This is a genomic window from Marinilabiliales bacterium (genome assembly GCA_007695015.1).
In the GTDB taxonomy this organism is placed as follows: Bacteria; Bacteroidota; Bacteroidia; order Bacteroidales; family PUMT01; genus PXAP01.
This window is the reverse complement of record REEN01000067.1, coordinates 90,916-114,966: the sequence shown is the minus strand read 5'-3', so window position 1 is coordinate 114,966 and position 24,051 is coordinate 90,916. Positions and strand designations below refer to the sequence as shown.

The 24,051-nt window shown below is 49.5% G+C and carries 20 protein-coding genes and 1 tRNA gene; 6 read left to right on the top strand and 15 right to left on the bottom strand.

What is annotated here, in order from left to right; all coding sequences use genetic code 11:
• Positions 1-134: 134 nt before the first annotated feature.
• The 11 genes from EA408_10295 to EA408_10245 all read right to left on the bottom strand — a co-directional run bounded on the left by EA408_10295 (position 135) and on the right by EA408_10245 (position 12,948).
• Positions 135-1,724 carry a gfo/Idh/MocA family oxidoreductase gene (locus EA408_10295; protein TVR71040.1) on the bottom strand — a complete coding sequence of 530 codons (1,590 nt, stop codon included), beginning with the start codon at positions 1,722-1,724 and terminating at the stop codon, positions 135-137.
• Positions 1,725-1,780: 56 nt separating this feature from the next.
• A complete protein-coding gene (locus tag EA408_10290; GenBank protein TVR71039.1) occupies positions 1,781-2,269 on the bottom strand; it encodes a DoxX family membrane protein in 489 nt (162 codons plus the stop codon).
• A gap of 124 nt (positions 2,270-2,393) precedes the next feature.
• The gene (locus EA408_10285) at positions 2,394-3,494 is read right to left on the bottom strand and encodes an aminoglycoside phosphotransferase family protein (GenBank protein ID TVR71038.1); all 1,101 of its coding nucleotides are present in this window, start codon (positions 3,492-3,494) and stop codon (positions 2,394-2,396) included.
• Positions 3,494-4,396, bottom strand: a complete 903-nt coding sequence (locus tag EA408_10280; GenBank protein TVR71037.1) for a nucleotidyltransferase — start codon at positions 4,394-4,396, stop codon at positions 3,494-3,496. Before EA408_10280 ends, EA408_10285 begins: the two co-directional genes overlap by 1 nt.
• A 74-nt stretch (positions 4,397-4,470) precedes the next feature.
• Positions 4,471-6,312 (bottom strand): Na+:solute symporter, encoded by a 1,842-nt coding sequence (locus tag EA408_10275; GenBank protein ID TVR71036.1) that lies wholly within the window; start codon positions 6,310-6,312, stop codon positions 4,471-4,473.
• A 2-nt stretch (positions 6,313-6,314) separates the two neighbouring features.
• Positions 6,315-7,577: an ROK family transcriptional regulator gene (locus EA408_10270; GenBank protein ID TVR71035.1), complete on the bottom strand. Its 1,263-nt coding sequence runs from the start codon at positions 7,575-7,577 to the stop codon at positions 6,315-6,317.
• 144 nt (positions 7,578-7,721) lie between these two features.
• On the bottom strand, positions 7,722-8,906 hold the full coding sequence (locus EA408_10265) for an alpha/beta fold hydrolase (protein TVR71034.1): 1,185 nt from the start codon (positions 8,904-8,906) through the stop codon (positions 7,722-7,724).
• Positions 8,907-9,039: 133 nt separating this feature from the next.
• Positions 9,040-9,579 carry a nicotinamidase gene (locus EA408_10260; protein TVR71033.1) on the bottom strand — a complete coding sequence of 180 codons (540 nt, stop codon included), beginning with the start codon at positions 9,577-9,579 and terminating at the stop codon, positions 9,040-9,042.
• Between the two features lie 49 nt (positions 9,580-9,628).
• Positions 9,629-11,050, bottom strand: a complete 1,422-nt coding sequence (locus tag EA408_10255; GenBank protein TVR71032.1) for a nicotinate phosphoribosyltransferase — start codon at positions 11,048-11,050, stop codon at positions 9,629-9,631.
• Between the two features lie 9 nt (positions 11,051-11,059).
• Positions 11,060-12,301 carry a porin gene (locus EA408_10250; protein TVR71031.1) on the bottom strand — a complete coding sequence of 414 codons (1,242 nt, stop codon included), beginning with the start codon at positions 12,299-12,301 and terminating at the stop codon, positions 11,060-11,062.
• Between the two features lie 8 nt (positions 12,302-12,309).
• Positions 12,310-12,948 carry a type I 3-dehydroquinate dehydratase gene (locus tag EA408_10245; GenBank protein TVR71030.1) on the bottom strand — a complete coding sequence of 213 codons (639 nt, stop codon included), beginning with the start codon at positions 12,946-12,948 and terminating at the stop codon, positions 12,310-12,312.
• A gap of 337 nt (positions 12,949-13,285) precedes the next feature.
• On the opposite strand from EA408_10245, the gene EA408_10240 reads away from it, so the two are divergent.
• Positions 13,286-14,779, top strand: coding sequence for a M20/M25/M40 family metallo-hydrolase (locus tag EA408_10240; protein ID TVR71054.1), 1,494 nt, complete (start codon positions 13,286-13,288; stop codon positions 14,777-14,779).
• Positions 14,780-14,833: 54 nt separating this feature from the next.
• Here the strand turns inward: EA408_10240 and EA408_10235 are convergent, their stop codons facing one another.
• Positions 14,834-16,789: an ABC transporter ATP-binding protein gene (locus EA408_10235; protein TVR71029.1), complete on the bottom strand. Its 1,956-nt coding sequence runs from the start codon at positions 16,787-16,789 to the stop codon at positions 14,834-14,836.
• 69 nt (positions 16,790-16,858) lie between these two features.
• Here EA408_10235 and nth point away from each other — a divergent pair, with 69 nt between their 5' ends.
• The 5 genes from nth to EA408_10210 all read left to right on the top strand — a co-directional run bounded on the left by nth (position 16,859) and on the right by EA408_10210 (position 20,666).
• On the top strand, positions 16,859-17,503 hold the full coding sequence (nth, locus tag EA408_10230) for an endonuclease III (GenBank protein TVR71028.1): 645 nt from the start codon (positions 16,859-16,861) through the stop codon (positions 17,501-17,503).
• A 99-nt stretch (positions 17,504-17,602) separates the two neighbouring features.
• Positions 17,603-18,088, top strand: coding sequence for a hypothetical protein (locus EA408_10225; protein ID TVR71027.1), 486 nt, complete (start codon positions 17,603-17,605; stop codon positions 18,086-18,088).
• Between the two features lie 73 nt (positions 18,089-18,161).
• Positions 18,162-18,238: transfer RNA gene (locus tag EA408_10220), tRNA-Arg, on the top strand.
• A 347-nt stretch (positions 18,239-18,585) separates the two neighbouring features.
• The gene (locus tag EA408_10215; GenBank protein ID TVR71026.1) at positions 18,586-18,990 is read left to right on the top strand and encodes a hypothetical protein; all 405 of its coding nucleotides are present in this window, start codon (positions 18,586-18,588) and stop codon (positions 18,988-18,990) included.
• A 230-nt stretch (positions 18,991-19,220) separates the two neighbouring features.
• Positions 19,221-20,666 carry a hypothetical protein gene (locus tag EA408_10210; GenBank protein TVR71025.1) on the top strand — a complete coding sequence of 482 codons (1,446 nt, stop codon included), beginning with the start codon at positions 19,221-19,223 and terminating at the stop codon, positions 20,664-20,666.
• Positions 20,667-20,705: 39 nt separating this feature from the next.
• On the opposite strand, the gene EA408_10205 is transcribed toward EA408_10210, so the two are convergent.
• From EA408_10205 to deoC, 3 genes are all read right to left on the bottom strand, one after another.
• Positions 20,706-21,788, bottom strand: a complete 1,083-nt coding sequence (locus tag EA408_10205) for a hypothetical protein (protein ID TVR71024.1) — start codon at positions 21,786-21,788, stop codon at positions 20,706-20,708.
• 124 nt (positions 21,789-21,912) lie between these two features.
• Complete coding sequence (locus tag EA408_10200; protein ID TVR71023.1) at positions 21,913-23,262, bottom strand: gfo/Idh/MocA family oxidoreductase; 1,350 nt, start codon at positions 23,260-23,262, stop codon at positions 21,913-21,915.
• Between the two features lie 31 nt (positions 23,263-23,293).
• Positions 23,294-24,001 carry a deoxyribose-phosphate aldolase gene (deoC, locus tag EA408_10195; GenBank protein ID TVR71022.1) on the bottom strand — a complete coding sequence of 236 codons (708 nt, stop codon included), beginning with the start codon at positions 23,999-24,001 and terminating at the stop codon, positions 23,294-23,296.
• Positions 24,002-24,051: the final 50 nt, after the last annotated feature.

Below are 24,051 nucleotides of genomic sequence, written 5' to 3'. Positions count from 1 at the left end.
TGGCCTTCCCCCTTCCGGGAGCGGCCATTCATCTCATCTGAAAAAAGCACGGCAAATATCCTTACGGTAAATATAACCGGTTTTGAGCCGAAATCATAGGATTGTCAATTAAAAAACAACCTTAAGGTAAATTATCAGGCCGTAACGATCTCTTTCTTATCCTTGTCCCAGAACACCTTGGTTTCCAGCCTGTATGCCTGTGTGCCCATGTGGGCGGCAATTGCCTCTTCAACGCCTGCCTTGATGTCGCATGAGGTCTTTCCGGCTCCACGTATTGCATCTACCCACTCTTTTATGTGCAGGAAGGTTGTATCAACTCTTCTGCCTCCACGGTAGGTATAGAGCAGGCCCCTGCTTGCGAAGTACTGCTCGGTTGCAGAAGTGACCACATCCACTCCCTCACGACCCGGTGTGTAGGTCAGCAGCGGGGTGTCGGTCCGGATTATTCCCGCTTCGATATGCTCTTTGTAGCGTGTCGAATCCCTGTCAGCATACACTGTCATGTTGGCGCTTAGCTCCATGTGTGCGTCGTGGCCGAAGAATGTCTTGTTTCGCCTGTTGCTGCTGGCAAGCGAAGCGCTGTAGAGGAGGCTCAGGTCACGTTCGGGGTACTGGTAGCTTACCTGCAGCACGTCGGGAACGGTACGCCCGTCTTTGTAATAGTAGATCCCCCCAGAGGCGACTGCCGAATGGGGAATGCCAATATCCATAACCTGGTTTATGGCATCGAACTCGTGTGTAAACAGGTCGCCGGTCAGCCCCGTGCTGTAATCCCACCAGCAGCGCCAGCGGAAGAACCTTTCAAGTGAGAACGGGTGCGGAGGTGCAGGTCCGGTAAACTGTTCCCAGTCAATCGTGTTTTCATTAGCCTCCGGGTCTATGTCGTATACCCATGCACCGTTGGGAGAGTTCCTGTTGGTATAGCACTCAATCTTTGTGATCTTGCCCAGGATATTCTTTTCTATCAGCTCTTTTGCCCTCAGGTGGCTCTCAATCTGACGGTTCTGGTGTCCCAGCTGGAAAACTACGCCATTCTCCCTTACAGCTTCTTCAACCGCGTGGGTTTCGGCAACAGTCAGACTCAGAGGTTTTTCCAGGTAAACGTGCTTACCTGCCCTGGCAGCCTCAATGGTCATTTCAGCATGCCAGTGATCGGGAGTTGCTATAATTACGGCATCGATATTATCTGCATTGATCAGATCCCTGTAGTTATCATAGAGTTCTGCCGGCTGCCCTTTTTGTCCCCCTGATCCGGCCCGGTAAAGATTTGCAGAGGTCTCCAGGGCCCTCCTGGTATGGGCGGTGAAAATATCGCATACTCCGGTAATACGGATATTCAGGTCCTCCTGTTCGAGGTAGACCTGCAGCCTGTCATCGGCCCTGTTCTGAGCTGCCGCTTCAGTCCAGCTGTCTATCAGTTCCGGATGAGCGAATCCTGCTGAACGCAGCAGTTGTTCACCCCTTATGCCGAACCCGATAATCCCAATCCGGAGAGGGTCTCCCCCCGTTGTAACAACCGGGCTGAAAGGCATGGGTTCATTAACCGTGTCCAGCCCCAGCTCCTTCAAGAGCCGTCCCTGCCTGTAATGCTGGAGGCTTTGCTTTCGGAAGGCACCGTAGAGAAGTGCTCCTGCAAACGGTAATGTTGCCAGACTTTTAAGTACATCCCTGCGTCCTATCCCTTTTGTGTTGTTTTCAGTTTTTTTTGACTTATTGTTATCCATTTTTGTGAGAATATTATCATGCGAATTCCGGATTTATTAACATTTTTTTTTCCGGTTTATTGTTTTTTCCTTTTGAATAGCCGGTCTATCCCTATAATGTGCCCGGTGGGAAAAACATACAGAACTGCCAGCGCCAGGAGTTCAATAAGGTTCTTGTTTACCCACAGGTAACTTCCTTCACCCGGGAACATGTATTCGGCCGACATGATTGGTGGCTGTGCCAAATAATAGAAGAGGAGAAGAACCATTCCCGCAATCTTGGCATATTTTGTGAGAAAGCCCGTTATCAGGGCCAGTCCGATAAGTGCCAGCCCCCACATGTTAAGCTGGTCGGATATGGCCAGTGCAGTGGGATTTGAGGCAATGCTTCTGAAAATACCTGAGAACCATCCCTGTGAGTCCATTAAAAATGCCTGGGCCGTCCAGCTGCCCTGCAGGATCTTTGCAACCCCTTCGTACATGAAATGCCAGCCTATTGCCACGCGCAGTGACACCAGCAATACGAGCCTGGGCATTGTATAGCTTTTGAAATTGTTATCAGTCATTATGTATATAAAAGTTTGATGGGTTAAGTATTGGCAGGTAAAACAAAACCTTACCGGGAAGCCTCAAATATAATTATTACATGAATTTTCTTTATGTGAAAAAATCTTAAATCGGCCTGCCGGGTTATTTGCCATGCATCCTTGCAGCCTGCATCACAATATCCATGCATTCATCATGCCGCTCCTCAATAAGCTGCATAAGCCTGAACTGGGCCCTGCATCGCCTCAGGTTCTGATCGCTGTAACCGGTTGAATAGTATATATCGCCCATTATATAGTCGGTCAGGAATCTCAGCCCCATTATGAATGTCATATAACGGGCAGAAAGGGGCAGCAGTTCAAGTTCGGACTGGGTCAGAAATGCAACGGTTTTTTCAATAAAACCATTGGTATAGGCGCGGAATACCGGTATGCTGAACCTGATCCTGTTAAGATCGGCTTCATCTTCATCGGCAGTGTTTGCAGCGGTACGGATAGTGTCGCCGAAGTCATAGAGAGAAAGACCCGGCATGACGGTATCCAGGTCAATGACGCATGCTGCCCGGTCTTTTTCATCAAACAGGATGTTGTTGAGCTTTGTATCGTTGTGCGTCACCCTGACGGGTAATTTGCCCTCTCTTTCCAGGCGGGGGATAACCAGCATGGCATCAATCGCCCTGGAGGCGGTTTCGATCTCACTTTTCACTTCATCAACCCTTCCTGCAGCGTTTGCTTCTATAGCTCTCAGAAATTTCTCAAAACGCATTTCGATGGAGTGAAACTCGGGTATTACCGGGTATATCTCATCTGCCGGCATATCCCTCAGGTCACCTATAAACTGTCCGAATGCCTTCCCTGCCTCATTTGCGACCTTGTTGTTTGGTACAATATCATAGCTGATACCCGGTTCCAGTTTATTATATATCCGCCAGTGATTGCCTGACTGGTCGGTAAAAAAGGGATCTCCCGATCGGGTTTCAATTACTTCCAAAACGCCAATCTGGCTGTCGCCGGCTCTTTTTGTCCTGATATGCCTGGTAACCCTGATGATATTGTCCATCATCTCCCTCACCGGCGGGAAGACATTTTGATTGATTTTCTGGAGGATATAATCAGGGGCATCCTTTTCCTTTGTCTTTACGAGCAGTGTCTTGTGGATATGTCCCGATCCGGTCGGTTTACCGCTGAGGAAGGTGCCGGTAGTTTTGAAATTGCCGAATACAGATCTGATCTCGCTTTCAAGCATTACTGCCACAGGTTTTCAGGGTATTCACCGTTACGGATCTTTTCAAGGATACTGTTCCTGGCAGCATCCCTGTCTTCTTTGTAAGTTATTCCAAACCAGGTGGAGTTACAGTCGAGTACCCTGACCCTGATCTCCCCGTCATTGATAAGCTGGTCGACCAGGGTTGGTATGTAGAACTCTGCTTTTGGATCGTTAATATTAAAGTCAAGGAAAGAAGAGAACCTTTGCCTGATATGGCCGAAAACGGAAGTGCCGAATCCCCACATGTTCATTGAGACTGTTGCACTTCCGGATAGTTCCGCCGGCTCACCGTTTTCGTAGTGGAAGATTTTACCTTTTTCGCGTTTAATTTTTGTAAGTTCCGAAACTGATATTAAAAAGCGTTCTCTGTCAATGCTGCAAACTCCTCTTGATACGGTTCCGTGATCGGACAGGGTGTTGTCAAGCCTGTATCCTATCATGCAGTATTCCTTCGAAGTATCTCCCGTTTGAAGAAAACCGTGCATTTCGCTGAATGCCTCATACCCATAGTAATCATCGGCATTGATTGCTGCAAAAGGGGTGGTGACGGCTTTTTCAGAGACCATGATCGCATGGGCTGTTCCCCATGGCTTTACCCGGTTGGGGGGTAATTTGTACCCGCCTGGAAGCATATCAAGCTCCTGGAAGACATAGCCGGTCTCTACCTTGTCCCGGAATCTCGCAAGCAGGCTCTCTTTGAAATCAATTTCAATATCCTTCTTTATAACGAAGACGACCTTTCCAAATCCGGCCTTAATTGCATCATAAACCGAGTAGTCTATTATGGCTTCTCCATGAGGGCCAATTGGTTCGATCTGTTTAAGGCTTCCATACCGGCTTCCAAGTCCCGCAGCCAGGATGAGCAATGTTGGTTTTGACATAATTCCGTGTAATTGAATATGGAGAATAACCCCGGGTTATTCTCCATATATGCTTATTTTTCAGGTTTATCAGGTTATTTTGATTTCAGCTTGTTCCATGACCTGTAAAGCAGGAATGATGACACCCCTGTAATGATAATGAATATGAACGCCTGATCGAAATTGCCGTACAACAGGTTGCCGATCGAGAAAAGGACGCTGTATATGGAAATACAGCCCAGTATCATGCACAGTATGCCGGTCGGCACATCCCACCTCAGATCCGTCTCTTTAACCAATTCAATGTTTTCAGCTTTTGCCCTGTCTACTACCGGCTTCCAGCCCGGTCCCCCGGGCCTGATCTTGGTGTAGAAGCTTCGCAAAGTTTCTTCACTGACAGGTTTGGTGAGCAGGGTAACAATTATCCATGTCGCAGATGTAAAGACAACCACTCCTACGAATCTTATTATTGACCAGTAAGTTTCTGTTGACGGAATGCCCAGCACCTTTATCGCTCCGTTTTCAAGATGTGTTATGCCAAAGTTCTCAATTGCAATAAAGATCAGTGAGAATGTTACAGCAGCTATCATAGACGCTATTTCAGAGAAAGCGTTTATTCTCCACCAGAACCACCGGAGAATGTATATAAGTCCGGTTCCTGCGCCGATCATCAGTATGTACTGGAATGCCTGAAGTGCATTCTGCAAAATAAGGGCAAGGATGACCGAACAGACCATTATGGAAACAGTACTTATCCTGCCGACAGCTACCTTTTGTTTCTCGGTTGCATTGGGGTTATAGAAGCGACCGTAGAAGTCATTCACAAGGTATGATGATCCCCAGTTTATGTGTGACGCGGTTGTAGACATATATGCTGCAATGAGTGATGCAACGACCAGTCCCAGCAATCCCGCCGGCAGATATTCCCTTAACATGGCAGGATATGCAAAGTCTTCCTGCACGTACCTGGTGGCTACGTCTGGGAACCTGTCAGCCATTGACTGGATATCAGGAAAAACTATCAGCGAGGCAAGAGCCACTATTATCCATGGCCAGGGCCGGAGCGCGTAATGAAAGAAGTTGAAAAGAAGCGTTGCTCCAACGGCATGATCTTCGCTTTTGGCAGAGAGCATTCTTTGTGCCACGTAACCGCCACCTCCGGGTTCGGCTCCGGGATACCATACCGACCACCACTGCACTGCAAGAGGGATAATGAATATACTAAGCAGAAGTTCAGGCTGTGATATGCTTGGAACGAAACTAAGCTTGTCGACTACATTGGGATGTGAAAACAGTCCCGAAAGTCCCCCCACCTCAGGTGACTTTGTTACATAAACCGCTGCTATAATCGCGCCGAACATTGCAAAACTGAACTGGAACAGGTCGGTCCACAATATCGATTTCAGTCCCCCGAGTCCGCTATAGAAAACCACAATAACAGCGGCAATTATCAGCGCAGGTGCGGGCTGAAGGCCCAGCATCACACCGGCTATCTTGATAAATGCGAGTGACACGGTTGCAATAACCATCACGTTAAAGAAGAATCCAAGATAAACTGCCCTGAAACCCCTCAGAAAAGCTGCCATTTTGCCGCTGTAGCGCAACTCGTAGAACTCGAGGTCGGTCATTACTTTTGACCGGTTCCAGAGCTTGGCATAGACAAATACGGTAAGCATTCCGGTAAGCAGGAATGCCCACCATAACCAGTTACTTGCCACTCCGCCTGTGCGGACCATGTCTGTCACCAGGTTTGGAGTATCGGCCGAAAAAGTAGTTGCTACCATTGAGACGCCGAGCAGCCACCAGGGCATGTTGCGGCCCGAGAGAAAGAAATTGGTGGTACTTTGCCCGGCCTGCCTTGATGTAAAATATCCTATTGAAAGAAGGATGACGAAGAACATTGCCAGAATTGCCCAGTCGATAGGTTGTAGTATCATCTCTATTGGTTATTTATGTTATTAATGTTTGGTTCCTGTGAAAAGATCCTGGTCATAACAACAGGGATAGTGCCGAGCAGCATAGCCTGTTCCCCAAGTTCGCTGATATGGATCGCAGTATCCTGCCGTATCCTGTTGATGGTATATTTGTTAAGTTTTTGCTGTACCGGGTCGGCAAGGAGGTTGCCTGCCCCTGCCATGTCGCCGCCAATGATGATCATTTCGGGGTTGAGCAGATGGATCAGCACTGCAATCCCGCGTGCAAGGAATCCGCCTGCCTCTTCAAGTAGTTCAATGGCAAACTGGTCTCCCTGCCTGGCTGCAAAGATGACATCTGGCAATCTTATATTTTCTGTTCTGCCCTCCACCATTTTCTTGATGATTGAGTTTGTTCCTTCGCTTATCCTCTGTTTTGCCCTTGCAACTATGGAGGATCCTGAAGCAATGGTTTCGAGGCAGCCAATCTTCCCGCAATCACACAATTCACCGTCAGGTACCATCTGTATATGACCGAACTCGCCGGAATACCCGGAGTGTCCCTGGTAAAGCTCCCCCTTCAGTATCATCCCAAGTCCGACTCCTGCTCCAATATTAAGGCACAGGACGTTAGACTTGTTTTTGGCAAGGCCGAACCAGGCCTCACCCAGTGCCATGGTCTTTGTGTCATGTTCAATATAGGCAGGTATTCCTAAAAGTTCGCCAAATATTTCATCCAGGGGTTTATCCCCCAGGCCGGGATAACTGTAGCTGATGTTGGTCTTCTTGTCGATAAGGCCGGGCAGGCTTATACCGGCACCAAGAATACTGCTTTTTTCGAGGTTATGTTTTTTAATCAACTCATTTACAAGGGTTTTCAATATTTTCGGCAGGGAGGTAACATCTTCAAGGCCAATGTCCTTCTGCACAGTTTTACCGGCAGGCCTGTTCCTGAGATCAAATATGTTTATCCTGATGTATTTCCGGGTAATGTCAATTCCGATTATTCTGCGGGCTTCAGGGTTAAGGCCAAAAAAAACGGGTCTTCTGCCCCCCCTGGATTCACCCGTTCCAAGTTCGGCTACCCAACCCTCTCTTATCAGTTCATGCATTATCCTGGTCATCGTCGGGATACTCACACCGGCAGGGATGCAGAGATCAGCAATTGTTTTTGGCCCTTCCAGGTAGAGTAACCCGAAAATCTTTTTCTTCAGCAGCAGCTTTTTACCACTGCCGTTATTTTTAACAGGCAATGATGATTTGTTTTCAAACAATTTTGATAAGTTCATGCAATCCTTTGTTAATTGTCATGACAGCATTTAAAAATTGCCTAAAAATATAAATAAAGGGGAAAACAAATCAATTTTTATCAAAAAGTTTGTGATGTTTTTATCAGGGCGGGTAAAATTATATGTCTGAATCAGGTGTGCCGATTAAAAGCCGGCAAAAAACAGGAAAGTGCCTAAAAAGTATTCCGGAACAGTGGTGCCATGATCTCCGTCCTTAACGGTCACCAGTTCGACACCGGCGGCCCCTCTTGCGGTCATGGCATCATATGCTGTAAGCGAGTTGAAGTAGAAAACAAAGTCATCATCAGTTCCGTGGTACAATCTCAGCGGTGTCGATGGTTTCCAGTCATAATTGTCATTGTCAGCCAGGGCTTCCATAATCGCGGTGTCTGTTCCTGATAAGACGCCATCTGCAAACTGGCCGGTAAACAATTTTCGCGGGTTATGTTCCGTATTGGCAAAAATGCCCTCTTCTTCAATGACTGATGCGTGCGGCTGGTTGAAATAATAGCTGTATGGCCTGTCAATGTCATAAACCCGGTTGTAGGTGTCAAGCACCCAGATGAAATAGTTAATGTAAGTAAGTTCCCGGTTCAGGCCCAGGATGTACTCTGCAAACAGTGTTTTGTTATAGGCACCGGCCCCGGCCGTGGCTGCGGTAACTGTGAGACCGGATTCGTTCTCCTGTTCAAGGAGCTTCAGCAGGGCCATTGTGGCATATCCTCCCTGCGAATAACCTGTCAGGAACAGCTTTTCTGATGCACTGAATTCATTCACAGCCATGTCGAATTCCCTTACAGCCCTGAGCATATCACGTGAAGCTGTCGCCAGGGATTTTCCATGCTCATAGGGGTGTTCAAGGTGGCGCGAGGCGCCGTACCCCAGGTAGTCGGGAAGTGAAATTATATAACCGGCAGATGAGTAGAAGAGGGTAGCAAGGTACTGTTCAGACTGAAAATATGATGGAGCATCTTCATCCCTGGTAATCGTTCCGTGCTGAAAACTCATTAGGGGGAGGGGATCTGGGGTGACCGGGACAACAAGTGCCCCTGATGCCTCTACCGGATTGTTACGGGTATCAGTCGTCTCGTAAACTATCCGGTAGACTGAGACATCATACTTGATCAGGAACTCAATACCCGGAGTCGACAGCCCCAGGCTGCCTGCCATCTCAACAACTTCCCCTGCTGAATATTCAGCTATAAGCTCTGCATCAACAAGGTATTGCGCATCAAAAACAGGATCTTCCTTCTCTCTTTCACAGGAAAGAACCAAAAGCAGCGCGGCCGGGAACAGGATTGTCAGAAAAGCCTTAAAATGTAATCGCATAATTTTTAAACGTTTGCTCAACCGGGCTGATCCCTTGCGGGTTTTTGGCAGCTGCGGATTAAATGTCTGTAATCCTGTGGTTCAGTAGGTCATGTTTATAAGTTGGCAGTCCGGCAGATGGTATTTCCAGTGGTTATATCTGGCCGGATGTGACCATTTTAACACCCAGTCCCGCCATCTCGCCAATGGCTTTATCAACATCGCCGGGGTTCTGGAGTACACCTTCGATGGCATCGGTAACCAGCCAGGTTTTGAAACCTCTCCTGAGGCTGTCCAATGCAGTCGACTTTACACAGTATTCGGTGGTCAGCCCGGCAACATATACTTCTTCGACACCGCTTTTCTTCAGGAGTTTTTCCAGGTTATCGCTGGTTGCCTCAAATGCCGAATATCCGTCATCAACATTACCAGTACCCTTGAGCAGGTGCACATCAATTTTACCGGTATCCAGACCGGGGTGGTATTCGGCTCCTTTTGTATTTTCAACACAGTGGGCGGGCCACTTGTCAAAATGGACGGTACCTTCCGGGTGCCAGTCCCTCGACGCAACCACCAGGTCAAACCTGCCCGATATGCTGTTGATTACCGGCACTACCCTGTCTCCTTCCGGTGCAGGCAATGCGCCTCCCGGACAAAAATCGTTCTGAACGTCAACTACTATAAGTGCTCTCATACCACAACTGTTTATTTCGGCAGGCGGTCAGGCCGGCAGCAGCCGGTAATCAGCCTGCCTGGTTTTTCTTTATTTCCTTTACCAGCCTGTCGCGTGTTTCCATCAATTTTTCACTGATCCCCACCTTGTAGATATGCGGGTATTCAAAACGTTTGTGCTCAGCAGGTAGCTTTATAAGTCTTTCCCGTGCATATTCCGCAATTTCATCAATACTGCGGGGACTATGCAGAGGCTTCCCGTTATTCATGACCTGTACAACAATTTCCTCCCTCTGAAAGTTCGAAATGTCACTCTTTTTTTCGGGATTGAAGGGGTGGTATATCATACGGAAGCTATCCTCCTGCCCAAGGCTTACGCCGTCAGCATAAAAACTGCCGTCGTCCCCTGAATACCTGAAGACCCTTTTTTTACCCGGCAGGATCATTTTTTCAATATTATCGGAGATTTTCAGCCTTTCACGGCCTTCGCTGTAAACAAGCTTGTATACCCCGTCAAGCGCTGCATCGTCCTTCCCGGTAACAAGGTTTGTACCCACCCCGAAGGCATCGATCGGGGCGTTCTGTTCTCTCAGGCTTCTTATTACATATTCATCAAGCTGGTTGGAGGCTATGATCTTAACATACTCCAGATTTTCGGTATCGAGCATTTTCCTGGCTTTCTTACTGAGGTAGGCAAGATCGCCGCTGTCAAGCCGGATCCCTTTCAGGCGGTAACCGGCCCTCTCCATCTCCTTTGCGACCCTTATTGCATTTGGAACTCCTGTTCCCAGGGTATTGTATGTATCGACAAGCAGTATGCAGGAATCGGGAAAAGCCCCTGCAAACTCCCTGAAAGCTGTAAGCTCATCGCTGAAGCTCTGTATCCATGAATGGGCCTGTGTACCCGTGCTTCTGAGACCGTACTTGTATGCGGCAAGTACATTTGAGGTTCCCGAGGCTCCGCCTATCACGGCGGCCCTGCTTGCCTGCATAGCGCCTGTACCCTGCGCCCGGCGAAGTCCGAAGTCAATAAACTCCCTGTCGCCGGCAGCATGTTTTATCCTGCTTGCCTTGGTGGCAATGAGCGATTCAAAATTCAGAATGTTAAGCACCATGCTCTCAATAAGCTGGCACTCAATGATATTTCCCTCAACTGACAAAACCGGCTCATTCGGGAAGACAATCTCCCCTTCGGCTGCTGACCATATGTTGCCGGAAAACCTGAACCCGGCCAGGTATTCAGTAAAACGCTGATCAAATCCGCGGGATTCAAGAAATTCGCGGGCTTCCCTGTCGTACGCGAATTCCGTGAGCATCTCCAGCAGGTTCTGCAGTCCCGCGAAAATAACATAAGAACCCATGAACGGTGATTTCCTGAAGAAGTAATCAAACCTGGCAGGTGTTTCCGCTTTCCCACTGAGAAAGAAACCCTGGGCCATGGTCAGCTCGTAATGATCTGTAAAGAGTCCGCTCTGCCTGTCAATAAGTGTCATAAAACCCTGCTATATTCCCAATTCGATCTGGAACCGGATGACCCAGCCAGTTGACGTGGCGGGAACCGGGACCATATTTTCAGTTATCCTGTATCCTATATTTCCCTGTGCCTTTATCTTGTGGCTGTAGATATATTTTGTAATACCAAGTGTGTACTCTTCGGTTTTCGGGGGACTAATAACCGTCGGGCCGGGTGGAGAAGCATCAGGCCGGTTGAAGCTGACGTTCTCAGGCCTGACATATGTATACCTGCCTGCCACCTCAATATTGTTGAGGAAAACATAGCTCAACTGCATATTTGTTCCATATCCCGTCAATACAAGGGCAAACTTATCGGTGTCTGACAGTGTAAGGGGGTCATCGGTGCTGCGGTCCATGTATTCGCCGTAAAAGGCCCAGCCCCGGTACTTCATTACCGCGTCAAGGTGAAGGGACCGGAGATCGCGCTCTTCAAACAGCGGGCATCCCCTCTGTCCCTGCGTCCTCGTTGCCTTATGATTAAAGTGCAATCCTGCGCCTACCGATAATTTTGGTGTGGGTTCCCTCTCCAGGTCCCCCTCGGAGAAGTCGCCGTCATTTATGAACCGCCCGAACGGCATAAGCTCAATACGTGCCGTATAAGCCATCCCGTTACCGGAGGGCAGGGAATTTCTGCCGTCACCGTTCGATACCGCCGTCTTTAAGTTGTAATGAAGAAAAGCGATGTTGCCGGAGTAGTATCCCATGACGCCGAAATCCCTGTCGATGTTGAACATGGCGTTAACATCGGAGCGGTCGGCAAACTGCAGTTGTCCTGATGAGTTTATCCTCTGCCTGTTGCCGGGAAGCTTTCCCTGTCCGAATCCCACATAGAATTTATCGCTCAGACTGTAATACACCATGGCATCCCGAATGATGTTCGGCACACCACTGCCGTCCCAGTCCTGGTCACTTCTCGAAAAGGAGAGCTGCATGTAATAGGTAATCCTGTCGTTCCTGGTATATCCGTCGATCCTCAGCCGCAGCCTCCTGATCCGTGCATCCACCTCATCTATGACCGGTCCGCTGCCTGTCAGTCCGTTAACCCCCAGCCTGTTCTGCATTCTGAATCTCAGGTTGAGTCCGAAACTCGTGTCCGGGGCATGAAACCCCAGCCCTTTATCAAACCTGATCATTGCCCTCTCGTCGACCTCCGTCTGTGCCAGAAGTCCGCTCTGTACCATGGTCAGCAAACCGGCCAGCAGGGAATAAAACAAAATAGTGCGCTTCATGATATAACTTAAGCTTGTCCGATAATTTTGTAAACCTTTTCCATCGCCGGCTTGCTCAACTGTCCGTCAGCCGTTTCTAGTCCACGTCCCAGCGAGGCATAGGTAAACTCAGCCCCCATTACCGGGGCTGCCAGCCTTGTTATCTTCCCCAGGTTACCCAGCCCTATTACAATTACATTCTTCCCGAGAGAATAAAGGCTAAGCAGGCGGGCATTATCCTCGGTGCTGTTTACCCTGCACACTATTTTCACTATATCGGCGCCACTCATGGCACACTCCTTAACAATATTTTCCAGCTCCCGTTTAACAGGTGTCTTCTCCCTGTCATGGAACGAGATAATAACCCGGCAATCGTTTCCCCTGGCCAGGGGAACCAGCTCTTCCAGGAACTCCTCTGCGGCATCCCATTCGGTGTCGACAAACTTCGCTCCGGCAAGTATAGCAACCTTTAGCTTCTCAAGTCTTTCTGCATCAGTAGCTTTTCCCGGCCTGAATGCAACAATTGCACGGGCGCTTTGCGAGCAGAGGGTTTTGATCTGCTCATCTGTTGCCTTCAGCAGGTCCAGGCGAAGTTCGATAAGCTCTTCAGATCCGGCCTTTTCCATAGCCGTCTCAAAGTCCGCGTCACCAATACATGTACATATCATACATCAGGGTTAATTGTTCAGTTCACAGTCTGCGTGATGATTTGCGGGATTCACCACTGAACAAAGTGAGCAAAATGTAAAATTAACAATTTTTATCAAACCTTACACTATCTGTATTTTCAGACAATAAGCAACATTCTGCAGGTATTGTTTTTGTGCCGGCTATTTTAAACCCGGTTGCCCGGAAGAGAATTTTTATTTATTTTAATTACTTTGCAAACACAAATAACACCTTTTTGTTATCATAACCGGGAGCTAATAATTATTGCCGGCGTTTGTTTAACCAAATAATCCGATCATGCATTTTACCAGGAACATTATTAAGGCGATTCTGCTCATGGTGCCTCTTTTTCTGGCAGCCCAGAAAGAACCCGTGGACCTCGATATGGTTCACAGGATAAGGCAGGAGGGCCTGAAGAACTCACAGATACGCAATATATCCTTTCATCTTACCGATGTTATTGGTCCGAGACTCTCCGGCAGCACCGGGTTGAGCAAGGCCAACGAATGGACCAGTTCTCAGCTTGAAGATTGGGGACTTAGCAATGTTGAGGTTGTACCCTGGGGAGAGTTCGGCAGGGGATGGGACAACGAGCGGTTCTATATAGCAATGACAAAACCCTATTACCAGCATCTGGTTGCCGTTCCAAGGGCGTGGACCAGGGGTACCGACTCGCTGGTGGTGGCAAAACCCGTACTGGTAAATATACAGAGCGAAGATGATTTCGAAAGGTATCGTGGCAGGCTGCAGGGCAAGGTGGTGGTAACCCCGGTCACATCCGAACCTGAGCTCTCATTCCAGCCGCTAGCCTCACGGTGGAGTGACGAAGATCTTGAGGAACTGTCCCAATACCCGGAGATCCGCTCACCTGCATACGGGCAGCCCAGGAGGCAGGCATCGGATTGGTTTGCGCAGCGTGCACTGATGCAGAAGGTCAATGATTTTTTGGAGGAGGAGGGGGTCATAGCGCTTCTCAATTCCTCGGGCACTTACGGAGCGGTCATGTCTCACGGCAGGGGCTATGCTACCAATGTAGAGCCGGGAATGACTGTGGTTGACATGACCTTTGAGCATTACGGCAGGATAGTCAGGCTTCTTGAGGCAGGCATTGAGGTAGAGCTTGAGCTGGATATCAGGAACAACTTTCTTTACGATGACCTGATGGGTTACAATGTTATTGGAGAGATACCGGGAACTGACAGGAACCTGCGTGATGAAGTGGTAATGGTGGGTGGGCATCTCGACTCATGGCACGCCGCGACCGGAGCAAATGACAATGCTGCCGGGGTGGCCGTAATGATGGAGGTGATGCGGATTCTCAGGGAGCTCGGGGTGCAGCCCAGGCGCACCATCAGGATAGCCCTCTGGGGCGCCGAGGAGCAGGGGCTTCACGGGTCGAGGAGCTATGTGCGTGAGCACTATTTTGATCCTGCCGGCGAAGGCAGGAAGCCGGATTACGATAAGCTGTCAGCCTATTATAACGTCGATAACGGGTCGGGCCGCATAAGGGGCATCTACCTGCAGGAAAACGATGCACTGCGACCAATATTCGAAGCCTGGTTCGAGCCTCTTGCCGACCTGGGAGTGAGCACCGTCACCATGCGCCGCACCGGCAGCACCGATCATGTGGCATTTGACGGGGCGGGATTGCCGGGTTTTCAGTTCATTCAGGACCGGCTCGATTACCGGCGCAGCTACCACACCAATATGGACACATTTGAGAGGATGCAGCTTGGCGACATGATGCAGGCTGCAACAGTTGTGGCCGTTCTTGTTTACCACACAGCCATGAGGGATGAGAGGCTTCCGCGGAAGCATTTCGACAGGTAAAAGTTTGTATAAGAAATTATTTACAGGGCAGCCCGGTGATGCAGCCGGGCTGTATTAGTCCCCAAACTCCGACAACTCCAGCCAGCGGTTCGTTTTGGCCTCAAGTTCTTTGGTAAGTCCCCCATACCTGCCGGAGTATTCCTGCAGCTTTTCTTCCGGCAGCTCTCCGCCCGAGAGGGCCTTTTCGATAAATACCTTCTCAGCTTCAAGCTGTTCGATCTCCTTCTCAAGCTGTCCGATCTCCCGCTTCTCATTGTAGCTGAGTTTCCTTTTTCCCCTTTCGGGGAAGCCGGGCGCTGCCTGTCCCCCAACCTGTTCAGCCTTTTGTGAACCCAGCTGCCGTTGCCGGGGAGCATTCCTGCCACCGGCCTGTTCATTGCTCACGGTCCCTTTCCTCTTATGCCGGGAAGCCGCGTTTTCTTCATTCTGCTGTTTCCTGATATGTTCCCTGTATTGTGAGTAATTGCCGGGAAAATCCTTCACCGAGCCGTTGCCCCCGAACACGAACACATGGTCGGATATCCTGTCGAGGAAGAACCTGTCGTGCGATACCACAAGAAGGCAGATGCCGGCTCCGGCGAGGTAATCTTCCAGCACCGTGAGTGTTTCAATATCAAGGTCATTGGTAGGCTCGTCCAGCACCAGGAAGTTGGGATTCTGCATCAGCACCGTGACCAGGTGCAGTCTTCTTCTCTCGCCCCCGCTGAGTTTCTCAATGTAGTCATGCTGCCTTGGCGGCGGAAAGAGGAAATGGCCCAGGAACTGTGAGGCAGAGATGGTTGAACCGTCGCCCATCCTGACCACTTCGGCAATATCCCTCACGGCGTCAATGACCCGCTGCTTTTCATCAAAGCTTATGCCCTCCTGCCTGAAATAGCCGAAACGCACCGTTTGGCCCACCTCCAATGTGCCGCTGTCAGGCCTGAGCTGACCGGTTACCATGTTCAGGAATGTCGTTTTGCCGGTGCCGTTCTTCCCTATTATACCTATCTTCTCAAACCGGCTGAAGGTGTAAGAAAAATCGTCTACCACCTTTATCCCGTCAAAGCTTTTATTTATATGCCGCACCTCGAGTATCTTGTTGCCAAGCCTCCCGGTGCCGGCCCTGATCTTAATCCCGCCCTGCCCGGCAGTACCCGCCGCTCTTTCCTTCAGATCGCCGAAGGCATCAATTCGGGATTTGGATTTGCCTGTACGGGCCTTGGGGGTGCTCCTGATCCACTCCAGTTCCCTGCGCAGCAGGTTGCGGGCCTTGTCGGTAGCCGATTGCATCTGCTCCAGCCTTTCGGCGCGCTTCTCAAGGAAGTATGAATAGTTGCCCTGGTATGAGATCAGGCTGTTATCGTCCAGCTCAATGATCCGGTTGCAGACGCGGTCCAGGAAGTACCTGTCGTGTGTCACCATCAGCAGCGTCATACCCGATCTTCCGAGATAGTTCTCCAGCCATTCGGTCATGTCCAGGTCGAGGTGGTTGGTGGGTTCATCGAGAAGCAGCAGTTCCGGCTCTTCAACGAGGACCCGTGCAAGGGCCACCCTCTTGCGCTGTCCCCCTGAGAGTTCCCCGGTCTTCCGGTCAAAACCCGTTATATCCAGCTCGGTGAGTATCTGCCTGGCTTTGGTCTCCCGGTCCCACGCCTCAAGTGCATCCATCCGCTGGGTGAGTGAGGCAATGAGCCGGCGGTCGCCTGATACCAGTGCCTCTTCGTAGCGGCGGATTGTTTCGGTCACCTCCCCGGGCGAAGAGAACACCTGTTCCAGTACTGTCAGTGCGTCATCCAGAACCGGCTCCTGTTCCAGGTAGCCCAGACGCAGATCGCGCCTGGAGGTCAGCGTGCCGCTGTCGGCCGTATCCTTCCCCGAAAGGATATTAAAAAGAGTCGTTTTCCCCATTCCGTTTCTTGCCACCAGGGCCACCTTCTCGCCAAGGCTGATCACCAGGGAGATGCCTGAGAGTATCGCGAGACTGCCGTACGATTTACTGATATTTTCTGCCTGGAGCAGGGGTGTCATATGATTGGTTTTTGGAATGCAAAATTAATCATTAATTCTATCTTTACAGGCTGAATACAGCATGCCTGCATGAGAAAAGAGGAGAGGTTCAGAAAGGTGCTCGAATACTTTATAAGGGAACAGCCGGCTCCTGAGACGGAATTGCTGTATACCGATCCCTATCAGCTGGTTGTGGCGGTCATTCTTTCGGCACAATGTACCGATAAGAGGGTCAATATGATAACACCAGGGTTCTTCAGCAGGTTTCCCGATGCTCACTCACTGGCCGGTGCCGGAGTGGAGGAGGTGTTTGAGCTGATAAAGAGCTGCTCGTATCCCAACAATAAATCGAAGCATCTTGTTGGTATGGCAAAGGTGCTGACAGAGGAGTTCGGGGGTGAGATGCCCGCTGATGTCGAAAAGCTTCAGAGGCTTCCGGGTGTGGGGCGCAAGACGGCCAATGTGCTTGCCTCCGTAATTTACAACATGCCGGCAATGGCCGTCGACACTCATGTGCACCGCGTATCGGCCCGCATCGGACTGACCTCCAATGCCAAAACTCCACTGCAGACCGAGATACAGCTTGTCAGGCACATTCCCGAAGAGCTCATATCGAGGGCGCACCACTGGCTCATCCTGCACGGGAGGTACGTGTGCGTGGCAAGGAAACCAAAATGCGGTGAATGCGGTATAAAGGAGTATTGCAGGTATTATAAAAAAAATACGGACATATGAACCGTCCATGACAATATTTTCAATATTTTCACAAAATACAATGAAAATATTGTTATGGTAAGGTCCATAAGACCAATGGTTTAATTTAAATATTTACTTATGAAGAGGCTGATTGGTAAAATTTTGGTTGCAGGGGCCCTGATGATATTTCTGGCGCCGGTATTTGGAAACGACACCATACCTCCCCTCAACCGGAAGGTGGTTGATTATGTTGAATCGGTTATCGGTCAGCAGGTTGACCGCGGCGAGTGCTGGGACCTGGCTTACCAGGCGCTCACGCGTATAGAGGCCAAATGGGACGGGGAGTACAGGTTCGGTCGTGAGGTCAATCCCCGCCGCAGGGAGATCTTTCCCGGCGATATAATCCAGTTCAGGGACGTTACGGTGCGTTACCGGGAAGGCAACACCACATATACCGAGACCATGGCGCACCACACAGCCATTGTTTACCGGGTCATTGAACCCGGCCTGTTTGAGCTTGCCCACCAGAACACCGGGTTTTCGGGCCGCACCGTTGGGTTAAGCAATCTGGACCTTGATAATGTTGTTTCAGGCAGGATGTGGTTCTACAGGCCGGAGAGGTGACTTTCCCGGCAGGATGTGGGTTCGGCGGTTTTGGATTAATACCGGAAAAATGTTTATATTTGCAGCCTCAAAAGACTCCGTAGCTTAACTGAATAGAGCACCTGACTACGGATCAGGAGGTTGGGGGTTTGAATCCCTCCGGAGTCGCAAAAGAGACTGAGAATTAAATTCTTGCAGTCTCTTTTTATTTTGCATTTATTGAATTGTCACTGAACCCCCGGAGGGATCATGAGCGGGTCGTGTGCCCGCCATACTGGTGAGTGTAGCGAGCTAATCCCTCCGGAGTCGCAAAATAATCAAGCACTTGCAGTTTTGACTTGCAGGTGCTTTTTTCATTGAATACATCACTGAACATATTTGAAAATACTTCCTGCTCCCAAAATACTTTAAGTCTTTTGTTTTCATATTTAGATAATTATCATATATTTGTTTATATGCATAAAACAAATCGCTTTCTGCAGAAATGAGCTGCAATCAAAAACCTAAACCTGTCGAAAATGAAAATGAAAAGTCTTAGAAGTTTCGTTTTTCCCTTGTTGATACTGGGGATGATGATCATGGCAACATTGAGCTGTGATAAGGATGATGATTTTAAGCTTGAAGGAACATGGAACATAGATAAAGTGGAAATGTACATGGGCACACAGCTAATTGAGGAGTTTACCACGGTCAATGCAGGCACCATTACTTTCAACGCTAATGGAACCGGTTCTGCAACCGATAACCAAGGCACTGACTCATTCAACTGGACCTTGTCGGGTAGCAACCTCACTATTATAGAGGAAGACGTAACAATTGTGATGACCCTGACGACCATGGAAAAGGATTTAATGGTGGCAGAATTTACTGAGACCTTTGATGAAATGACTTTTAATGTAGTAATGACATTGTCAAAGAAGTAGATTCTGATCTCAGGTTAGCATAATTTATGTTGATGGTCATTTTTTCACCGGGAGAACTCCTTTGATTGTCCCGGAACGGATGCATATATTAAATAACGGGAATACAAATAATCCTTTGAGCCAATACCTTAAAAATTGTTGTATTTTGTTAAAACCTTCGGTGGGCCGGTTTAAATGAGATACTTTTAGGTTGTCACATTGTTTATAATTAAAGACATACCTGGGATATCATGCATTGCAGACCTGATACTGAAACTGAAGAAGATAATACAACATACTTCAGACAGCAGAAAAAAACAAAAAGTAAATCACATACCCGATGTGTCATAGGTGTGTTTCCGGAAGCCGTCAGGAAGGCTGATCCTGTTGCCTGGTTTGGACCAGCTATTATCCTTGCACTATTTTTAATTGCATGTGAAAAGGAGTTCCCGGAAGAAAGAACACCGGCCCCCGAATTGTCAGTTGCCCGTCTTACAACAACTACTACAGAGTTTTCTGCCCTTTTTTCATGGAATATGGATGGAGAGGTATCTGCATGCGGCATTGTATGGGGCGAAAATGAAAATCCCACACTTGAAAACAATGACGGAGCGACAATTGATGACCCGGGAGCAGGAAGCTTTTCCAGCAGTCTGGATGGCCTTGTTCCGGGCAGGACCTATTTTGTCCGTACCTATATCATAATAGAAAATGACACCATATACAGTGAGCAGATCAAGTTCACTCCCACCGGGCTGCCGGAGGTGATCACCAGGGATGTAACCAGGATAACCTCCGTTTCTGCTGTTTCCGGTGCCATTATTGAGGATCAGGGTGGTGCAACGGTTACTGAACTTGGTTTAGTTTGGGGAGTGGGTGAGAAACCCACAGTAACCAGGAATGAGGGTAAAATAATCAATTCAGATGGTGCCGCAGAGTTCACGGCCCGGATCCAGGGGCTTAAGTCTGATACCAGGTATTACCTTCGTGCTTTTGCAACCAATGAAGCTGGAACCTCATATGGAAACCAGCTCAGTTTTATTACCAGTATACTTGCTGCAGATATCGATGGCAATGTCTACACGACTGTGATAATAGGCGAGCAGGAATGGATGGTGGAAAACCTTCGCGTCTCAAGGTACAGCAACGGCGATCCCATACCGGGTGATCCGGCTGATCCCGAATGGCAAAAATCAGGTGAGACCAGGCTTGGATCAATTAAGGTTTACCCGCATGCGGAGGTTCCGGGGCTGGACAACAAAATAGAGGTGCTGGATGCTTATGGTGCACTATATAACTGGCATGCTGTTAATGACGGACGGGGTCTGTGTCCAACCGGCTGGAGGGTTCCTGACAATGATGACTGGAAGGTACTTGTTGATTATCTGGGCGGACCCGAAACAGCAGGAGGAAAACTTAAAAGCGCTGCAACGGACCCTGCATCTCATCCGCGATGGGACAAACCCAATAACGACGCTACCAACGAATCAGGATTTACCGCACTGCCGGGCGGTAGCCGTACCAGCGAGGGGAACTTCGGACTTGCAGGATATCATGGATACTGGTGGAGTGCAACGGAAATAAATATTTTCGGCGCCGCGGATATAACCATCGGCAGCCGTAATGGCAATGTGATTTCGAGTATAGGCAACAAGATGAACAGCTACTCGGTGCGCTGCATGAGAGACAGGGACTGAATAATATTAACGGGAAAAGACCGCAGTTCCCGGTTTTTTCTAAAGAATATGTTTTGTGAAGTTCGAGGCGAGATTGTCCATTTCGCCGGGGGTGATGATGCCGTCAGCCCGGATGGCAAGACGGTACCTGAAAGTGACCGATTCGCCGGCAGGCAGGACCATGTTCATCACTTCGCTGCCTTCTGAGAATTCTGCCTGACCGAGCGGGTTTGCCGAAAAGAGCCCGTACCCCCTGGCATGCCAGTATGTAGGATAGCCGGGGTTTTCGGGGTGGTCGATCAGTGCAATGCTTACCTCTTTGCCGTGCATCTTCCCGTTAAGTATCATCCACCTGGCACGGGTTCCCCATACATCATCTCCCTCAAGCCCCTCACTGCTCAGGTAATTGCCGGTGCTGCCCTCATGATAATTGCTGCCGGCTTGGCCCTCACTGCCGTCGGGACCTACGATCACCGGAAGATCGCTACCCGGTAGCTCCATCTCCCTTGCAACCCTTACCGCTGCCATCCCTTCCTTGTCGTCGGCAAAATTCACTTCTTCGCTGCCCGCAGTCAGGGTTGTTACCCGGTCAATTATTCTTGTGTCATCCTCAATGGAAAATACGAATGTCGTTACCTCGGTAAGAATTATTTCATCACTGTAATTCTTCCAGTAGGCTGAAATAACCAGCTCGCCCTTGTTTCTACCCCCTTCCATCCTGAGGACCTCTCCATGCTCAATGTACCCGTAACCAGCCCGGTTCTCTTCAGGGAGGTTGCCCGGGTTGTTCCAGAAATCGAGTCCGTTGACATTGCCATAGCTGAGCCAGAACCCCACCTGGTGAGGGTGGTCAGTCCGTTCACCTGTACGCGGATGGACCGGGAAACCCCTGGTCAAAGGGACTTCCCCGGGTGCATTTACCGGAAACAGCACCGGTTTTGCCAGATCATCAGGGTAGATGTAGGCGGTAAACAACTCCTGCCCGGCCATTATCTCGATCCTGTTCTCATCGGCGACCTTGCCGATTGAGATATCAGGTTGGGGGGCAGGTGGTTGTTCCGTACATGCGAAAAGAAGAGCAATCCCTGCCAGGAGCGTTAGTGCCGCATTTGTGGTTCCGGTAAACAGGCTTTCTATTTTCATTTGTAATTGATGTTTTTCCGCAATCAGGATTTCTGCATTTCAAAATGACGGGAAGAGCCGGAGAATATTGATAATATTCTCCGGCCATGAAGGCATAAAAGTAAACAATATATGATTAACTCTTCTAGTAGGTGAAGACTTTTCCTCCTGCCAGCACCTCCTGGTTCGCTTCGTCAAAAGTTACGAACTGGCCGGTGCGCAATGCTGCAGTCACCATGATATTGGCAACCGAGTGGTCGTAGCCTGATTTGACCGGCGCATTGGGCTCTTTGCGGCTCCTCACGCACTCCATCCAGTTTCTCATGTGGCTGAGGGTCATGTTATCAACGCCTGTATCTGCCGAGGTGACGGCCGAAGCAGTGGGCAGGTCCATCTCCGGAAGCAGGTTGGGTTCCATGTTCATTGCCCTTGAATGATATTCAGAGAGTCCGCCATGCGGGGTTATCTTGTTGGTGTCAAGGTTCAGGGTGCCCCCGTTTGAGTAGTAGAGTTCCTTAACTCCCCCCGCCGAATTGGTGAACCGTGACGAATAGACCACCTGGAACCCTGACGAGGGGTCGTTCGGGGGACCGTAATCGAACACGGCGGTCATGGTGTCGTAGTTCTCGCGCCCGTCCTTCCACAGGTAGATGCCGCCATTGGCTGCCACGCTCCTGGGATGGTCATAACCGCTGAACCAGTGAACCGTATCTATCTGGTGCGCCATCCATTGTCCGGGAATGCCCGACGAATAGGGCCAGAAAAGCCGGTATTCAAGATATTTCCTTGGGTCCCAGGGCTCCCATGGCCTGTTCATCAGGTACCGTTTCCAGTCCGTGTCCCCTTCCCTTATCTGCGACACCAGTGAGGGCCTTCTCCACCTGCCGGGCTGGTTTACGTTCCAGGTCATCTCAACCATCACGATGTCGCCGAACTGTCCTGACCTGATGAAATCGTTGGCCGCATGGTAATTGGCGGCGCTTCTTCTTTGCGAACCGATGGTAACGATCTTGCCGGTGCGTTCAACAGCGGCCCTTGCCTTCCGGTTGTCCTCCATCGTTTCGGCAAAAGGTTTTTCCACGTAAACATCCTTGCCTGCCTCAACGGCTTCAACGGTGTGCAGGGCATGCTGGAAATCAGCTGTGCCAATGATCACGGCATCGACGTTGCCCTTTTCGTAAAGCTCTTCATTGTTCCGGTACAGTTTTACATCAACATTCCGCTCTGCCATGAAAGCTTTTGCTTCATCCCTCCTCCGGTTCCAGATATCAGAAACAGATGTGATGGAAAAATTCAGGTCGGCCGACTGGCTTAGCAGGGCATCAATTAGCGAAGCCCTGGTGCGGTCTGAGAACCCTACAATGCCGACATTGACACGGTCATTTGATCCGATAATGTTCCCGTAGGATCGTGCGCTGAAGCCGAGGCCTCCCACGGTGATCCCGGCAGCCCCGAGTGCTGCCTTTTTGACAAATTCTCTTCTTGATTTTTGCATGGCTCTGAAGTTTTGGTTTTGTAATTGCCTGTTATTCTTTGAATCTCTTTTTTGCCTCTTCAAGCATGGTTATTGTGGCTGTTGCACCACTTCTTGAGCATCCTGCTTCCCTCACCTCCAGGAGCTGATCGAGGGTGCGTACACCGCCGGCAGCCTTTACCCTGACACGGGGGCCGCTGTGTTTGCGCATCAGGCGCAGGTCGTGGAGTGTTGCCCCGGTGTAGGAGAATTTACCGTCGTCGCCCTTCACAAACCCGAACCCCGACGATGTTTTCACGTAATCGGCCCCGGTGCGGGTGCATATTTCGCACAGCCTGATCTTGTCTTCGTCTCTTGTTATATAGTCGGTTTCAAAGATAACTTTTACAATTGCACCGTTTTTATGACTGGCCCTGGTAACTGCATCTATCTCCTTTTCAATATAGTCCCATTCCCCCGAAAGGGCCTTCCCGATATTTATCACCATGTCGATCTCAACAGCGCCGTCTTTGCAGGCGGTCTCGGTTTCGAAAACCTTGACTTCAATTGTTGAATTTCCTGCCGGGAAGCCTATCACACAACCAACCAGCACGTCGGTGCCTTCAAGCAGTCCGGCTGCTTTTTTCACCATGTAGGGTTTGACACATACCGAAGCGACATCATATTTTGCCGCTACCTGGCATTCCCTTAAAAGGTCATCGTCTGTCATCGTGGGATGAAGGATCGAATGGTCGATCATCTTTGCAAGTTCTCTGATCATTTTGTTTTGTTTAGGTGGTTAATATCCTGTTTATGTTAAGACTGTTAAAG

Excerpts from the sequence above, each read along its gene's own strand:
- EA408_10295 (TVR71040.1), bottom strand. The coding sequence starts at position 1,724 with ATGGATAACAATAAGTCAAAAAAAACTGAAAACAACACAAAAGGGATA.
- EA408_10290 (TVR71039.1), bottom strand. The coding sequence starts at position 2,269 with ATGACTGATAACAATTTCAAAAGCTATACAATGCCCAGGCTCGTATTG.
- EA408_10285 (TVR71038.1), bottom strand. The coding sequence starts at position 3,494 with ATGCTTGAAAGCGAGATCAGATCTGTATTCGGCAATTTCAAAACTACC.
- EA408_10280 (TVR71037.1), bottom strand. The coding sequence starts at position 4,396 with ATGTCAAAACCAACATTGCTCATCCTGGCTGCGGGACTTGGAAGCCGG.
- EA408_10275 (TVR71036.1), bottom strand. The coding sequence starts at position 6,312 with ATGATACTACAACCTATCGACTGGGCAATTCTGGCAATGTTCTTCGTC.
- EA408_10270 (TVR71035.1), bottom strand. The coding sequence starts at position 7,577 with ATGAACTTATCAAAATTGTTTGAAAACAAATCATCATTGCCTGTTAAA.
- EA408_10265 (TVR71034.1), bottom strand. The coding sequence starts at position 8,906 with ATGCGATTACATTTTAAGGCTTTTCTGACAATCCTGTTCCCGGCCGCG.
- EA408_10260 (TVR71033.1), bottom strand. The coding sequence starts at position 9,579 with ATGAGAGCACTTATAGTAGTTGACGTTCAGAACGATTTTTGTCCGGGA.
- EA408_10255 (TVR71032.1), bottom strand. The coding sequence starts at position 11,050 with ATGACACTTATTGACAGGCAGAGCGGACTCTTTACAGATCATTACGAG.
- EA408_10250 (TVR71031.1), bottom strand. The coding sequence starts at position 12,301 with ATGAAGCGCACTATTTTGTTTTATTCCCTGCTGGCCGGTTTGCTGACC.
- EA408_10245 (TVR71030.1), bottom strand. The coding sequence starts at position 12,948 with ATGATATGTACATGTATTGGTGACGCGGACTTTGAGACGGCTATGGAA.
- EA408_10240 (TVR71054.1), top strand. The coding sequence starts at position 13,286 with ATGGTGCCTCTTTTTCTGGCAGCCCAGAAAGAACCCGTGGACCTCGAT.
- EA408_10235 (TVR71029.1), bottom strand. The coding sequence starts at position 16,789 with ATGACACCCCTGCTCCAGGCAGAAAATATCAGTAAATCGTACGGCAGT.
- nth (TVR71028.1), top strand. The coding sequence starts at position 16,859 with ATGAGAAAAGAGGAGAGGTTCAGAAAGGTGCTCGAATACTTTATAAGG.
- EA408_10225 (TVR71027.1), top strand. The coding sequence starts at position 17,603 with ATGAAGAGGCTGATTGGTAAAATTTTGGTTGCAGGGGCCCTGATGATA.
- EA408_10215 (TVR71026.1), top strand. The coding sequence starts at position 18,586 with ATGAAAATGAAAAGTCTTAGAAGTTTCGTTTTTCCCTTGTTGATACTG.
- EA408_10210 (TVR71025.1), top strand. The coding sequence starts at position 19,221 with ATGCATTGCAGACCTGATACTGAAACTGAAGAAGATAATACAACATAC.
- EA408_10205 (TVR71024.1), bottom strand. The coding sequence starts at position 21,788 with ATGAAAATAGAAAGCCTGTTTACCGGAACCACAAATGCGGCACTAACG.
- EA408_10200 (TVR71023.1), bottom strand. The coding sequence starts at position 23,262 with ATGCAAAAATCAAGAAGAGAATTTGTCAAAAAGGCAGCACTCGGGGCT.
- deoC (TVR71022.1), bottom strand. The coding sequence starts at position 24,001 with ATGATCAGAGAACTTGCAAAGATGATCGACCATTCGATCCTTCATCCC.